Source organism: Arthrobacter sp. fls2-241-R2A-172 (assembly GCF_030208885.1).
GTDB lineage: Bacteria > Actinomycetota > Actinomycetes > Actinomycetales > Micrococcaceae > Arthrobacter.
In genome coordinates, this window is the sequence record NZ_JARVTB010000001.1 from 409,263 (window position 1) to 424,135 (window position 14,873).

Genomic DNA, 14,873 nt, shown 5'->3' on the forward strand with positions numbered 1-14,873 from the left:
GCCATAGCCCGCGGGGCATTTCCTAACACTTCCTTAGGATTCGGGTTGCGAGGCTTGGTTGGGGACGACAGCCCGACGGCGGCTGCTCACCTATCGACGCTCCCTCACGTTCCTCCCGGTTGAGGCGGACGCTCTCTCACATCCCTCCCGGTAGGGGCGGACGCTCTCTCACAGCCCTCCCGGTTGTGGCGCCGGGGGTGGGGTGTGAGTGAGGGTTGGTGGGAAGGGGGTGGGGTGTGAGTGAGGGTTGGCGGGAAGGGGGTGGGGTGTGAGTGAGGGTTGACCGGAAGGGGGTGGGGTGTGAGTGAGGGGTGGTGGGAAGGGGGTGGGATGTGAGAGAGGATCGGTGGTGGGACAATGGAACCGGTGCCGGGCCAGATGCCCCACCACCACAGTGCTAATACAGCGGGGCAGCCAGCATGCGGCGGCCTGCGCGAACCACTACGAAATGGATGACCCATGCCCTCGCCCTCCGGCTCCAGCACGCTGAGCAAGCCTGCACCCCGCTTCGCCTCGATCGGTTCCCCGTACTTCGGCATCATGTTGGCCGTCATGGCCGTGGTGCTGATCCTGTCCAACATCGGCGCTTCCAAGGGTGTGGAGCTCGGGCCGATCATCACTGATGGAGGGTTCTTCCTCTTCCCGTTGGCCTACATCCTGGGCGACGTCATGAGCGAGGTCTACGGCTTCAAAGTGGCCCGCAAAGCCATCGTCACCTCGTTTGCCCTGAGTGTGTTCGCCTCTCTTTGCTACTGGGTGATCATCATCCTGCCCGGTTTCAACGATGACTACGGAACCGCCAAGCAGGCCGCCATCGAGGGCGCCCTGGGTCCGGTTCCGCAGATCGTCCTTGCCTCCCTGCTCGCCTTCCTGGCAGGACAGACCATCAACTCCTGGATCCTGGTGAAGATGAAGCAGCGCACGGGCGAGAAGTCCCTATGGGCACGCCTCATGGGTTCTTCCGTGGTGGGGGAATTCGTGGACACCCTGATCTTCTGCAGCATCGCGGCATCCGTCATCGGGATCTCGGACGCTGGCTCGTTCGTCAACTACGTCCTGGTGGGCTTCGTGTACAAGACCGCCGTCGAGTTCCTGTTCGTTCCGATCACGGTGCTGGTTGTCGGCTGGATCAAGAAGCGCGAGCCCAGCTACGGCGCAGTCGCAGCCTAGGACCAGGGCCTGGAACCAGGGCCTAGGAGTAGTACCGGCCCAGCGTCTCCGCCTTGAACTCAAAGAAGTCCCCGGATTCGATGGCCAAACGGGCATCGTCCACCATCTTCACCACGAAGCGTTCGTTGTGGATGGAGATCAGCGTTGCGGAGAGCATCTCCTTGGCCTTGAACAGGTGGTGGATGTACGCCCGCGAGTAGTTCTGGCACGTGTAGCAGTCGCAGCCGTCCTGCAAGGGCCCGAAATCGGCTTTGTATTTAGCCCCCGACAAGTTGAACCGGCCAAAGGGTGTGTAGAACGCTGAGTTCCTGGCAACGCGCGTGGGGGAGACACAGTCGAACGTGTCGGCTCCGTTCTCGATGGCCGTGAAGATGTCGTCGGGTTCGGAGATGCCGAGCAGGTGCCGGGGCTTGTCCTCGGGCAGTTCCTCGTTGCACCAGCGCACAATGGTGCCCAGGTTTTCCTTCTCCAACGCTCCGCCGATCCCGTATCCGTCAAAGGGCATGGCACCGAGATCCTGGCAGGCTTTGCGGCGCAGGTCCTCGTACTGGGCTCCCTGAATCACCCCGAACAAGGCCTGGTACGGTTTGCCCACGCGGGAAGAAGTCAACGAGGCGTGTTCCTCGAGGCACCGCAGCGCCCACAAACGGGTGCGCTCCAGGGACTCCTCCTGGTAGGCCCGGGAATTCTGCAGCGTCGTGAGCTCGTCGAAGGCGAACATGATGTCCGCGCCGATCTTGTGTTGGACCTGCATGGAGATCTCGGGGGAGAAGCGGTGCCGGTCACCGTTCAGGTGCGATTTGAACCAGACGCCGTCATCGTCGATGTGCGCCAGCCGTTCCTTGCCCGGTGCTACGGCGTCATCAGGGCCGGACGAATCGACGTTCTTCATGTCGATGACCTTCTTGAACCCCGAGCCCAGGCTCATTACCTGGAACCCTCCGGAGTCGGTGAAGGTGGGCCCTGACCAGTTCATGAACGTACCCAGCCCACCGGCGGCGTCGAGGATTTCGGGCCCTGGCTGCAGGTACAGGTGGTAGGCGTTGGCCAGGACCGCCTGCGCGCCAAACCCGGCGATCGACTCCGGCAGCACGGCCTTGACGGTCGCTTTGGTTCCGACGGCGATGAACGCGGGCGTCTGGATGGTTCCGTGCGGCGTGGTGATGGTTCCTGTCCGGCCAAGGAAAGCGCCGCCGTTGGCGTCCACTTGGGCGTCCGACGGCGAGCATGTTTCAGTCAGGCGGGTGCCCACCGTGAACGAGAACTCGGATTGTCTCGCGGACAACCCCGGCAGGTCAGGCAGGGAAGTAGCCGGGGAGGAAACTGACGCGGTAACGGGAACAGAAGCTGGCACCTACCTAGTGTGCCAGCTTTACCGGCGGTAACCAGCGGTAACCAGCGGAGGAAGCCTTACGACGCGTAGTTCTCCGCCTTCCAGTTGTCCCATGAGGACCGGATGTCAGCCAACGTGTGGGCCCCCAAATCGTAGGTGGAGGCAATTACCATGGACCCGCCGTCGGGCCTTTTCTCCGGGATCGGCAACTGCTCGGCGACGATCAGCAGCCCGTCCCCGTGTTCGGCGTAGCTGTGGACGGTGAGGCCAACCTGGTGCCGGCTCTTGAACCAGACTTTGCCGGAGATCTTCTCGCCGGTAGCAAGGGTGAGCGAGTACTCCTCCCCAACGGGCGGCAGATCCCCCAGCCCCAACTTCTCGATCGCCGGACCGCCCTTGCCGGGGAGGGAGACAAAATGTGTCCGCCGGTGTCCGTGCGGATGGCGCTCAAGGGCAAAACGCAGTTGGTGCAGGAAGGTGAGCCAGCCTTGGGTGATGTCTTCGTCCCAGTCGGCCCACTCGGAATCGTGGTCCAGGGCAACCCTGGTGATCCGCACTTCGGTGCCGCCGGAGACAGGGTGGAGTTCAAAGATGTCGCCGCCGTTGACGGTCAGGCTGGTGTGATCGGGCCCTTCCACGACATCGGTATTGAAGTAGATCTGTTTGATTTCATCGTTAAGGTCGTCGGCCTCCCAGCCGTGCCATTGGGCGACCAACGACGGTTCACGCAGCATGGTCCAAACCTGCTGCGCATCGGCATTAACCACAACGCTCAGATTGTTCGTCATGGCCCCGAATCTACCGCCGTTCGCCCCGGCATAACAGGCCCCGGGACCTGTTAGGCCCGCACCGATTCCAGTTCGTTGCCGATCCGCCGGGCCAGTTCGTCCTCGCCAATGGTCTTGGAACCGCCGTGGGCACGCAGGAACATGAGGGCTTCCAAGCGCAGGAAACGCCATTCGCGCTCGGCCTCGTGGTTGCCGTTGTCGATCGCGCGGAAGATTTCCTTGTCGTAGAGGTTGGGTTCGTTGAGCGAACGCTGGCGGACCCTGGCATTGATCCGGGCCTTGAAGGGGTCTTCCTCCTGGGATTCGGGCGCGCGGAGCAGTTTTTCGTAGACGGCTGCCCGTTCGGACTGGCCGGCCTCGCGGCAGATGAAACTGGACAGCGCCAAAGCACGTTCGATCGACGCCCACCGGTCCAGGTTCCCGTCGAAAGGCAGGACGTTCAGCAGGTCCGCGACCGCCAGCGCATGGTCCGGATCGCGGAGCACGATGCACAGATCGAAGGCGAGGTCGCTCAGGTCCCGGAGGCAGCTTCCGGACTTGGTGTTGATGCCCTTCGCCAGCCGCTCCGCCAGCACCTGGACACCGTTCTTGCCCTTGTGCTGGGCGGCCGCGGCCCGCACCACCGCTTCGGGAGTGCCGTCCGGTTCGGGGATCAGTGCGAGTTCTTCGGCGCTGGGCCCGGTGTACGCGGGCGGGGTTTCGGGGCGGGGAGGAACGACGACGGCGGGCCCAGCGGGCGCGTCGGCCTCGGCTTCGGCGGGGCTGCTGATGTCCGGTTCGGCTTCGGCGGGTGCGTCCACTGGCGCTTCGGCACCGGGGCCGGCAGGAACTCCGTCACCCACAGGGACACTGGACCCGAAAGCGATCCTGATGGTGCCGCCGTCGACCGCTGTTACCAGCAGCAGCGCGGGCACGCCGTAATCGTCTTTCTGCACCTCGATGGCGCGGATTTCCTCGGCCGGCCCGTCGCCGGGCGGGAACACAAAATCTCCGGGCTGCAGGTCCCCAGCCTGCTTTTCTTTGTACTGCTGTGTGGCTGGGCTGTGAGTCATCGGAAGTCCTTTGGTTCTCTTGGGGTCCGCCGTCCAGTCTACAAAGACCGGCCGCCGCAGGGGCCGGGACCCGCTAGAGGACGATGCCCGAGAAAGCCAGCGCCTGCCGGACGAGGTTGCCTCGACCGCCGTCGAATTCCTGCTGGACGTTCTCGCTCAGCACCTCTTGCGGCGTCATCCACGTCAGCTCCAGTGCGTCCTGGCGCGGTTCGCATTCGCCGGTCACCGGGATGACGTAGGCCAGGGATACAGCGTGCTGGCGGTCGTCCGTGAAACCCGTTTGCGAGGGGGCGGGGAAGTATTCAGCCACGGTGAAGGGGACGGGGCTGATGGGGAGTTGCGGGAATGCCAGGGGACCGAGGTCCTTTTCCATGTGCCGCAGGAGGGCTGCCCGGATGGTCTCGCGGTAGAGGACGCGGCCCGAAACGAGGTACCGGACCATGTTGCCATCGGCGTCGCCTTGGAGGAGCGTGCCGACTTCGTTCACATACCCGAGCGGATCCAACCTGACCGGAACGGCCTCCACGTAAACCATGGGGAGGCGGCCGCGGGCTTCGAAGAGGTCTTCATCTGAAAGCCAGCCTGGATACGGGTCGGGTGTACGTACGCTCATGGTTAAGTTCTACCCCATCACCGGTGCAAGTTCCGTGGAGGCCCTGCCGGGCACGGGGCCGTTACGCTCTCGGCTGTATTCGGGACGGGGGATTGACTCCTGCATTTGCTGGCCCGATTCGCTGTGGATTGCCGTTTTCGAAAAATTGTTTGTCCCCTGTGTAACCGGCAGACCAGACCCGGAAACAACATGTTCGAGCAAGCAAATCTGCTCATGACTCCGTGGGGGAAGGAACCCAGAAATGAACTACCGACGAACCGGACACGCCAAGTACGCCACCCTTGTATCGCTGGCTTTGGCGTTGACGCTTACTGCCTGCACCCCGTCGTCGCCCGAACCGGACGGCGCGCCAACGGAGCGTCCTGCCGCGTCCGCGCAGGAAGTGCTCGCGTCCCCGCAGCAGGTGCTCGCTGCGCCGGTGGCCGAGATCGATGCCCCGGTGGCGGACCCCGACCCCGTCGCTCCCATCCCAGTCGTCGAGCCTGCCCCGTTGGTGGTTCCAGCGCCCGTGGAGGTTCCTGTTGTCGCCCAGCCTGTGACAGAGGCACCCGCCCCGGCGCCCACGGAAATCGTTAAGCCCGCACCCGCGGTGACGGTTCCGGCCCCGGAACCTGTGGTGACCCCGATTACCCCTCCTGAGCCCTCAACGCCGCACGTATCTCCGAACTACCCGGAAATCGGGACCTACACCTTCCCTGACGGGCACATCTCCTTCGAGGTACCGTCCGGTTGGGGAATGCAAGCCGAAGTTCCGGTTGTTGCGCCCGGGGACGACTACCCTTACGACGACCACTTCGCCATTGCCCACATCTTCGATGAAAACGGGCACAACGTGGTGGACATAACCAGCGGAGGTGTCGGGGGAGTGGTGGCCGGGCCCGTCAAGCGCACCATTCTGGACTCGCAGAAGCTCACCTCTTTTGACGATCGGGACGGGGCATCCTACTTTGCGGTCTTCCGGGACGTTTATCCCTTCGACACCGCGGAAACCAGGTTCTTCGTGGGCATCGTCCCGGAAATGCTGATGACCGAAGGTCCCGACCGCACCTCTGCTGCAAGCTTCCTGATCATGGGCAACGGCGCTGCCACCGCCCAGGTGAATATCGACCCGAACATGACGCAGGAGGCCGCGGAGGCCTGGATGCAGTCAGGGCAGTACGGCAAGCTCAAGGCACTGCTGACCAGCCTCCGGTACGCACAGTAAGCCCCATGCGGGTGCCCGTTCCCTTCAGGCGGGCACCCGTTCCACCACTATCGACGCCGGTGCCGCCCCGCCAGCGGCATCGGGGTTGGCGACGTACAGGATGCCCTCGCTGATCCGGGCCTCAACCCCCGCTTGGGTGAGCTGTGCAAGCAAAGGGTCCAGCCCGGCGTCGTACTCGAACGCGAGCACACCGCTGGTTCCGTCCGCCCCGTGGATGATCTGGAGGATGCCGCCGTTCTTCGTGGTGAAGATGGCTGATTCGTCATCCGCGCTGCGGGGCTTTGCCCCGATGCCGCGGAGTACGTTGGCGGACATTTCCACCAAGGGGCTAACCCAGGTGGCCACCACGGCCAGGGCGGGGTCGGCGTCGGGGGACGTCGCCCAACTGCCATCGGCCGCCCGTGTCGCGGGGAATGCGAAGAACTCGAAACCGTCGTCTGCGCTAATGCGGGCGGTGGTGGCTTCCGGGGTTTCGTGAACCTCGGCCTGGGTGCCGGCTTCCTCGGTGCGGCGCACGAACTCGTCCACGTCCCCCACTTCGACGCTGAAGAGCGTGGAGCCATCCAAGGGGTGGCCATGCTCCACATGCCCCAGCGCCAGGCGACCCGAACCGGCGTCGAACTCCTGCCACTCGCCGTCGTCGACGGTCTTTACCAAACCCAGCGCTTCCAGGATGGTGGTCCAGTCTTTCGGGCGGGAGGTGTAGTGGATGGGGCGGGCTCGCAACATGGGGTCTCCTGGTGGGTTTCGGGATCCTTCTCCAAGCCTATGCTGGGGCCATGCCCATTGAATTGGAAGAACTACTGGTCAAAGACGCCGACGCGTGGCGTGCGTGGTTAACCGACCACGCCGAGGAAAGCCCCGGCGTGTGGCTGATTCTGCATAAGAAGGGCGGCAACGTCACCGAACTGGACTACGACGCGGCGCTGGACGAAGCCTTGTGCTTTGGCTGGATCGATGGCCAGTCCAGGAGCCGCGACGCCGAAAGCTACTTCCAGCGCATGACGCCCCGGGGTCGCCGCAGCATCTGGTCCGCGCGGAACGTGGGGCACATTGCCCGGCTCGAATCGGAAGGCAAGATGACCGACGCCGGCCGTTCCGCCGTCGAGGCCGCAAAGGCGGACGGCCGTTGGGCGGCAGCGTACGCGGGCCCCGCCGATTCGGTGGTGCCCGCTGATTTGGCGGCGGCGATCGCAGCCGTGCCGGAGGCGCAGGCCATGTTCGACGTCCTGACATCGCAGAACCGGTTCGCCCTCATCCACCGCACCAACCTGGTCAAAAGGGCGGACACACGGGAGCGGAAGATCGCCGGCTTCGTGGAGATGCTGGCCCGCCACGAGGCGCCGTACCCGCAGAAGAAACGGCCCTCTTAAGTTCCGGAGCGGGTCAGGATTCGAAGGGGAAAGCCACACCCTCGCCAACCACGCGCAGGCACAGTTCGGTGCCTGGCTTGGTGATGGAGGCGTTCCAGTGGCGGATGGTAATGATTTCGCCACCCCCGGGGTAACGGTAGCTGTTGCCCGAAGCGCTGCCGTCCGGTGCCCTGTATTCGCCGAGCTTGATACGGACAGTGGTCTCCGGGCCGAAATAGTCCGTGTCCACCACTACGCCGCGGATCGGGCCGTCGGACGCGATCCGGATCTGCTCCGGGCGCAGCATGAGCTGGACTTTGCCTTGTGCCGGTGGCCGCCGGACGGGGATCCCGCCCAGCGAACAGGTCGCCAACGAGCCTTCCATCCATGCATCCAGGATGACGGCGTCGCCCAGGAACTCGGCGGTGGCACGGTCAGCCGGGCGGGTGTAGACGACGAACGGGTTACCGATCTGGGCCAGTTTCCCGCCGCGCATGATGGCCACCTGGTCGGCGAAGGACAACGCCTCCGCTTGGTCGTGGGTCACCAGGATGGTGGTTACTCCCGCAGCATTGAGCACCTTGGCCACGGCCCTTCGGGTGGCGACGCGCAGGCCGGCGTCCAGGGCTGAGAACGGCTCGTCCAGCAGCATCAGCTCAGGTTCCCGCGCCAACGCACGGGCAAGGGCGACGCGTTGTTGCTGCCCGCCGGACAGCTGATGCGGACGCCGCTTGGCCATGGACGCGTCAAGGGACACCATCTCCAGCAACTCCTGGACACGCGCGCGCACTCCGCGGCGGCCGCCGTCGAGCTTTCCCGCATCCAGTCCGAAGGCCACGTTCTGCCCCACCGTCAGGTGCGGAAAAAGAGCTCCGTCCTGGGCCACGTAGCCCACCTGCCGCTTGTGTGCCGGCACCCAGAGGCCCTGGCCCGCCACTGGTGAGCCGTTGAGGCTGATGGTCCCGGTATCGGGATGTTCGAAACCGGCTATCAGGCGCAGCAGGGTGGTCTTGCCCGACCCTGAAGGTCCCACGATAGCGGTGGTGCCGCCCTTGGCCACCGACAAGTTGACGCCCTTCAGGACAGCCTGGGAACCAAAGTTCTTGGTCACTTCGGCGATGTCCAGGTGGGCGTTCGTGGTGGGGGCCACGGACGGTGCTACCCGGGGTGCAGGAAGCCTGGAGGGGGATTGTTCGGTCACTGTCCGGCTACTTTCTTGGACTGTTGGAAAAGCAAGTACGTCATGGGGGCCGAGAGCAGGATCATCAGGAGGGCGTAGGGGGCGGCGCCTGCGTAGTCGATCTCGCTGCTCTTGCTCCAGAACTCCGTGGCCAGCGTCCGGGTGCCGTTCGGCGAGAGCAGCAGCGTGGCGGTAAGTTCGTTGACGATGGCAAGGAATACCAGCGCCGCACCACCTGCCGCGGCCGGAGCTGTCAGCCGCAACGTGACCCGGAAGAAGGAGGTCAATGGGGCCTTGCCGAGCGATTGGGCGGCCTCGTCGAGTTCCTTGGGCGCCTGGGCCAGGCCAGAGCGGATGTTGACCAACGCCCGCGGGAGGAAGAGCAGGACATAGGCTGCGATCAGCACACCGGCCGTCTGGTAAACACCGGGGACCACCCGAATGCTGACGGTAACGAAGGCCAGCCCCACCACGATGCCGGGGAGCGAACTGGTGACGTAGTTGGAGAGTTCCAACATCTTGCTGAACCAGCTGGGTCGCCGCACCGCGAGGTATGCCATGGGGAACGCCACCACAGTGGTGACCACAGCGCCTGCCGCCCCGTACAGGAGGGTCTGGACCAGTGCCGGCATGAACTCCTCAGCTGCCCACACCTGCGTGCCGCCGGCAAACAGCCACTTCAGCACGAACCACAGGGGCAGTCCGAACGCCAAGGCTGTCAGGGCCAGGAGTGCCAGCTGGGCAGGGAGCTGGGAAACGCCAAGGGGCAGCCTGGTGGCTTTGGCTTGTGCACCGGATCCGATGCGCGCGTAACGGGCGGTGCCGCGGCTCCTGACTTCGGCCAGCAACAGGATCAGGCAAAGGAATACGAGGACACTGGCCAGCATGTTTCCCGCAGTCCCGTTGAACGTTGACTGGAACTGGACCATGATGGCGGTGGTAAAGGTGTCGAAGCGGATCATGGCAAAGGCGCCGTATTCAGCCAGCAAATGCAAGGAAACCAGCAAAGCGCCGCCGGTCATGGCGATACGCAGTTGCGGCAGCACCACCCGGAAAAAGACTGCCCACGAGCCCAGCCCCAACGAGGCCGCGGATTGTTCAATGGCCGGATCCAAGCGGCCCAATGTGGCTGCTGCGGGGATGTAGACCAACGGGAAATAGGAGAGCGTGGCAATCAGGACACCCGACCCGAGGCCCCCCATCGACGGAACAGCGGACACCCAGGAGTAGCTGTTCACGAACGCCGGAATGGCCAAGGGTGCCGCCAATGCAACCGCCCACCAACGGTGTCCGCGCAGCTGGGTCCGTTCCACCAACCAGGCCCCGCCCACGCCAAGCACCAAGCACAGCGGCACCGTGAACACCGTCAGCAGGACAGTGTTCAGCAGCAGCTCACCCACCCTCGGACGCACGATGAGGCTGACCGCCGTCTCCCATCCGGTGGTGGCCGTCATGTACACCACATAGCCCAGCGGAATCAGGGAAAACAGGGCGATGAGCACGGCCAACAGGGACACTGTTGAAACGCCGAAAGGCGGGCGGGGGCGCTTGCCCCTGCCCGCCGTCGTCGTGCTTCCCTGGGAACGTGGAACGTCGGGAGCCGATAGATCAGTGGTCACAGAACTAGAGGAGTCCTGCCTTGGTCATCAGGTCGGTGACCTTGGTGGAGTTCAGCTTGGCCGGGTCCACGGTCGGAGCCTGCAGTTCCTTGATGGGAACCAGCTTGGCGTTGGAATCAACCTGCGAAGCAACGGCGTATTCGAAGGACGTGCCATCCTTGAGGATTTCCTGGCCCTTCTTGCCGGTGATGAACTTCAGGAATGCCTGTGCGTCGGCGGCCTTCTTGGAGGACTTGAGGACGCCGCCGCCGGACACGGAAACGAACGCGCCCGGGTCCTGGTTCTTGAAGTAGAACGGCGTGACATTCTTGGAGTTCTCGCCGGTCTTGGCCTGGTCACCGTAGTAGTAGTAGTGGTAGATCAGCGCAGCATCCACTTCGCCGGCGTTGACGGCCTTCATGGCGGTGCTGTTGCCCTTGTAAGCCTTGAAGTTCTCCTTCATGCCCTTGAGCCATTCCTCAGTGGCGGCCTCGCCCTTGAGTTCCAGCAGTGCGGAGACGATCGCCTGGAAGTCGGCACCGGAAGGCGATGCGGCCCACTTGCCCTTCCACTCAGGCTTGGCCAGGTCCAGCATGGACTTGGGCAGCTTGTCTTCGCTGATCTTGTTCTTGTCGTACACCAGCACGGTGGAACGGGCGGCGATGCCTGTCCACTTGCCCGTGGAGGGGCGGAATTCTGCGGGAACCTGGTCCAGGGTGGCCTTGTCTACGTCGGCGAACAGGCCCGCGTTCTCAACCTGCGCCATTGCAGGGGAGTTTTCGGTGAGGAACACGTCGGCCGGTGAGGCTGCGCCTTCCTGGACAATCTGGTTGGACATTTCGGTGTCGTCGCCCTGGCGGACGGTGACCTTGATGCCGGTTTCCTTGGTGAAAGCGTCAATCCATTCCTTGGTGAGGCTTTCGTGCTGGGCGTTGTAGACCGTGATCCCGTCGCCAGCAGCGGCTGGTTCGGAGGAGTTCGGAGCTGTGCTGGCGTTGGAGCCGCAGGCGCTGAGGCCAAGTGCGGCCGATGCGAGGAGCGCGATTCCCGCCAGGGCTTTCTTGGGAAAGTTCATGAGGGCTTCTTTCTGGGAACACGTCACGGAGTCAATGGAGTTGGGTTTGGCCCGTGCTGGCAGGACGGTTGGGGTTCCTGCTCTAAAAAGGGTAGGTTAGCCAACCCTTCTTAACACCATCCAGAGCAGTAAATGTGACAGGGGTCACCACAATTACGGAAGTATTGCGTGCCGTAATTGTTGGGGAAGCGTGGCGGCGGCCTCAAAAGCCTTCCACGCCTGCAGCTGCGTGGAAAGCTCGACGGCGGTACCTGGGGGATATGTCTCACCTGCCGGCCGCAGGGGATCGAAGGAGAAGAGCGGGGATGGAGGGTGTTCCCGCCCCTCGGTCCGGCCTGTCCAGAACGCCTCTGCCGTATCCCGGACCAGGGAGGCCGCGGCCATCCTGGTAGGTTCCGGCAGCCGTTCATCGCGGGCAGCCAAGGCGAGATAACGCAGCAGGATGCCGGTGAACAAACCGCCGTCGCCGGTTCCGTCGCCGCGGACCACGCTGGTGCCTGGCAGGGTCAGTTCGCGGGCGACGGCGGCCACCAGTGCGGTGGCCCTGCCGAGATTGTGCTCGCCGCCGAGCTCCAGCAAAGCGCCCAGCACCGGGCCCTGGTTGTAGGTGTACACGGCGTCATCGATCTGAATCCCGCCGTTCGCAGGCCGCAGGCCATCCAGGAAGATGCCGCGTTCGGGATGGAGCAGTTTGCCGTCAAGCCAGTCCACCAGGGATTGCGCTTTGCTGCGGTGGCCGGTCCGGGAGTAGTAAAGGGCAACCGGCGCCGTGGCAGGGGTGTTCTTGAAGTCCCGTTTGGTGCTCCAGAAGGTGCCGCCCCCAAAGTCGTCGGTTGATGCGGAATCGAACTGCGGGGTGAGCCGCTTGCGGACTACGGCGTTGCGGCGCCGCCCCGAATTTGCTGACTCTTCCGCGAGCTTGTCGAGTCGGAGGGTGGCAAGTGCCAGCCACGCCATGTCGTCGTAGTAGTGGTTCTCGAAACGCAGCAGGTTCCTCAAGCGGATGGTGGTGACCAGCCGCGAAGCCAACCTTCCGGCGCTCGGGCGTGACGCGCCGTCGAACTTCACCTTGGTGGCCAACTCGCGGCGACCGGCATCCACCAGGCAGTCGACATAGTGTGCCTGCCACCAGTAATGCCATGGTCCCAGGCGGCTCTTGAGGCCAGTGATGGGGAGGCTCACCGCAGCGATGTGGGTGCCGGGCAGGAAGAGCAGCCGACGGCCGAAACCGTGAGTGACCGATCGTGCCGCCTGGTCTGCGCGAGCAGCCCATTCCGTTGCATCCGCGGTGGAAGCGGCAGGGCTGTCCGGGGTGTGGTGCGTTGGCATGCCACCAGCCTAGCGGGACGGCCCAAGGTGCGCTGGATCACAATTCCAGTTAACATGCATTAACGGATTCAGGTTCTGCATCAAGGAGGATGGATGGACATCAAGGGCACGGTCGCGCTGGTCACCGGCGGCGCATCAGGGCTGGGGGCCGCCACTGCGAAGCGCTTGTTCGACGCCGGAGCGTCGGTAGTGCTGGTGGACCTGCCACAGTCGGCCGGCGAGGACTATGCGGCGCAACTCAATGCCGGTGGAACAGGGGCCAGGGCCGGCTTCGCTCCCGCTGACGTCACCAACGAATCCCAGGTTCAAGCCGCCGTCGATGCTGCGATGTCCCTGGGACCACTGCGCATCGTCGTCAATTGCGCGGGCATAGCCACGCCCGGGAAAGTCCTCGGCCGCGATGGCGTGCTGCCCCTGGAGACCTTCAACAAAGTCATCCAGATCAACCTGATCGGCACCTTCAACGTGATCCGGCTGGCAGCCGCAGCCATGGTGGAAACCGAGCCAGTTTCCACCGAACTCGGAGGACCGGAACGCGGGGTCATCATCAACACCGCCTCCGTTGCCGCCTTCGAAGGCCAGATCGGACAGCCGGCCTACGCAGCCTCCAAAGGCGCCGTAGCAGCCATGACCTTGCCACTGGCCCGCGAGTTCGCCCGCTCCCTGATCAGGGTAGCGACCATCGCGCCCGGCATTTTTGAAACACCCATGATGGCCGGACTGCCCCAGTCGGCGCAGGACTCCCTGGGACAGCAGGTTCCGCACCCGGCCCGCCTGGGCCGCGCAGCAGAATACGCCAACCTGGCCGCCCACATCGTGGAGAATGCGATGCTCAACGGCGAAACCATCCGGTTGGACGGCGCCATCCGCATGGGACTCAAGTGATGGGCGACTACAGTGCTGCCCCTGCGACCTCCGCGGGCAGCCTTCCTGCGTCCGTAGCCGACCTGCCCACCGCCGACTTTTTCGACTTCGAATCGCTGTTGAGCGTCCAGGAACAGCGGAAACTCAACGAACTGCGGGCCTTCCTCGAGTCCGAAATAGCGCCCTACGCCGGGCAATGGTGGGAAAGAGCCGAATTCCCGGAACAGATCCTGCCCAAACTCGCTGCACTACGCCTGAGCGCACCCGCGCAGCGCGGCTACACGCACCTCTTCGCGGGCCTGGTGATCGCCGAGATGACACGGGTGGACACGTCCATCGCGACCTTCTTCATGGTCCACCACGATCTGTTCGTCGAATCGCTGTACGACTTCGGCAGCGACGCACAACAAGACCGCTACCTTGACGATGCGTCCAACCTCCGGACCACAGGCGCCTTCGCCCTCACCGAACCAGACCACGGCTCCGACGTCGCCGGCGGCATGCAGACAACTGCGCGGAAAGTCCAGCGTCCAGAGTCCGACGGCGGCACCTACTGGGTGATCAACGGCGCCAAGCGCTGGATCGGGAACGGGACGTTCTGCGATTACATGCTGGTGTGGGCCAAAGACGAAGCCGACGGCTCTGTGCTCGCCTTCATTGTGGATGCCTCATTGCCGGGTATCACCCGCAGTCGCATCGAAAACAAGATCGCCCTGCGAACAGTCCAGAACGCGGACATCGTGCTCCGGGACGTCCACGTGGCGGAGGCGGACAGGTTTGCCGGGATCAGCAGTTTCGCGGACACCAACCACTTGCTCCGTGGCTCCCGCATCATGGTCGCCTGGCAGGCAGTAGGCCAGCAACTGGCGGCGTTCGACGTCGCCCGGCAGTACGCCGTCGAGCGCCTCCAGTTCGGCAAGCCCCTGGCAAAGTTCCAGCTGATCCAACAGCACCTGGTGGACATGCTCGGAAACGCGGTGGCCAGCATGGGAATGATGGTCCGCATAGCCCAGCTGCAGGAGGGCATCTCCACGGATGCGCACGGAATTCGCCACGGAGGCGCGGACATGGCCCAGGTAGCACTCGCGAAGGCCTACTGCAGTGCCCGAATGCGCGAAACGGTAGCCTTGGGGCGGTCCATCCTTGGCGGGAACGGCATCGTCACTGACTATCGGATGGCAAAGATCTTTGCGGATGCCGAAGCCATCTACACCTACGAGGGATCGTACGAAATCAACTCCCTCATCGTGGGCCGTGCTGTGACGGGGGTGTCCGCTATCGCCTAGGCGCCACACCTGGTCATTGCTGCTGCGTG

14 protein-coding genes are annotated in these 14,873 nt (G+C 64.0%); 5 read left to right on the forward strand and 9 right to left on the reverse strand.

The genetic code is table 11. From position 1 onward, the window contains the following. Positions 1-459: 459 nt before the first annotated feature. Complete coding sequence (locus QRM57_RS02000) at positions 460-1,170, forward strand: queuosine precursor transporter (protein ID WP_235519902.1); 711 nt, start codon at positions 460-462, stop codon at positions 1,168-1,170. A gap of 22 nt (positions 1,171-1,192) precedes the next feature. On the opposite strand, the gene tgt is transcribed toward QRM57_RS02000, so the two are convergent. From tgt to QRM57_RS02020, 4 genes are all read right to left on the reverse strand, one after another. After that, positions 1,193-2,464 carry a tRNA guanosine(34) transglycosylase Tgt gene (tgt, locus tag QRM57_RS02005; RefSeq protein WP_284985533.1) on the reverse strand — a complete coding sequence of 424 codons (1,272 nt, stop codon included), beginning with the start codon at positions 2,462-2,464 and terminating at the stop codon, positions 1,193-1,195. 116 nt (positions 2,465-2,580) lie between these two features. Next, positions 2,581-3,291, reverse strand: a complete 711-nt coding sequence (locus QRM57_RS02010; RefSeq protein WP_284985365.1) for an SRPBCC family protein — start codon at positions 3,289-3,291, stop codon at positions 2,581-2,583. Between the two features lie 50 nt (positions 3,292-3,341). Beyond that, complete coding sequence (locus QRM57_RS02015; protein ID WP_284985366.1) at positions 3,342-4,343, reverse strand: DUF6707 family protein; 1,002 nt, start codon at positions 4,341-4,343, stop codon at positions 3,342-3,344. Positions 4,344-4,416: 73 nt separating this feature from the next. After that, entirely contained in the window at positions 4,417-4,956 is a 540-nt protein-coding gene (locus QRM57_RS02020) for an NUDIX hydrolase family protein (RefSeq protein ID WP_024819523.1), read from the reverse strand. A gap of 241 nt (positions 4,957-5,197) precedes the next feature. Between QRM57_RS02020 and QRM57_RS02025 the strand changes: the two genes are divergently transcribed. Continuing rightward, a complete protein-coding gene (locus QRM57_RS02025) occupies positions 5,198-6,160 on the forward strand; it encodes a hypothetical protein (RefSeq protein ID WP_284985367.1) in 963 nt (320 codons plus the stop codon). A 24-nt stretch (positions 6,161-6,184) separates the two neighbouring features. Here the strand turns inward: QRM57_RS02025 and QRM57_RS02030 are convergent, their stop codons facing one another. Further along, the gene (locus tag QRM57_RS02030) at positions 6,185-6,889 is read right to left on the reverse strand and encodes a hypothetical protein (RefSeq protein ID WP_284985368.1); all 705 of its coding nucleotides are present in this window, start codon (positions 6,887-6,889) and stop codon (positions 6,185-6,187) included. A 50-nt stretch (positions 6,890-6,939) separates the two neighbouring features. Between QRM57_RS02030 and QRM57_RS02035 the strand changes: the two genes are divergently transcribed. Further along, entirely contained in the window at positions 6,940-7,533 is a 594-nt protein-coding gene (locus tag QRM57_RS02035) for a YdeI/OmpD-associated family protein (RefSeq protein ID WP_284985369.1), read from the forward strand. 13 nt (positions 7,534-7,546) lie between these two features. On the opposite strand, the gene QRM57_RS02040 is transcribed toward QRM57_RS02035, so the two are convergent. From QRM57_RS02040 to QRM57_RS02055, 4 genes are all read right to left on the reverse strand, one after another. Next, on the reverse strand, positions 7,547-8,713 hold the full coding sequence (locus tag QRM57_RS02040) for an ABC transporter ATP-binding protein (RefSeq protein ID WP_284985370.1): 1,167 nt from the start codon (positions 8,711-8,713) through the stop codon (positions 7,547-7,549). After that, positions 8,710-10,311 carry an ABC transporter permease gene (locus tag QRM57_RS02045; RefSeq protein WP_284985371.1) on the reverse strand — a complete coding sequence of 534 codons (1,602 nt, stop codon included), beginning with the start codon at positions 10,309-10,311 and terminating at the stop codon, positions 8,710-8,712. The genes QRM57_RS02040 and QRM57_RS02045 overlap by 4 nt, the downstream gene beginning before the upstream one ends. A 4-nt stretch (positions 10,312-10,315) precedes the next feature. Next, positions 10,316-11,365, reverse strand: coding sequence for an iron ABC transporter substrate-binding protein (locus tag QRM57_RS02050; protein ID WP_235519915.1), 1,050 nt, complete (start codon positions 11,363-11,365; stop codon positions 10,316-10,318). 153 nt (positions 11,366-11,518) lie between these two features. Then, positions 11,519-12,694, reverse strand: coding sequence for a glycoside hydrolase family 76 protein (locus QRM57_RS02055; RefSeq protein ID WP_284985372.1), 1,176 nt, complete (start codon positions 12,692-12,694; stop codon positions 11,519-11,521). Positions 12,695-12,787: 93 nt separating this feature from the next. Here QRM57_RS02055 and QRM57_RS02060 point away from each other — a divergent pair, with 93 nt between their 5' ends. After that, entirely contained in the window at positions 12,788-13,579 is a 792-nt protein-coding gene (locus tag QRM57_RS02060; RefSeq protein WP_284985373.1) for an SDR family NAD(P)-dependent oxidoreductase, read from the forward strand. Beyond that, on the forward strand, positions 13,579-14,844 hold the full coding sequence (locus QRM57_RS02065; protein WP_284985374.1) for an acyl-CoA dehydrogenase family protein: 1,266 nt from the start codon (positions 13,579-13,581) through the stop codon (positions 14,842-14,844). The genes QRM57_RS02060 and QRM57_RS02065 overlap by 1 nt, the downstream gene beginning before the upstream one ends. Positions 14,845-14,873: the final 29 nt, after the last annotated feature.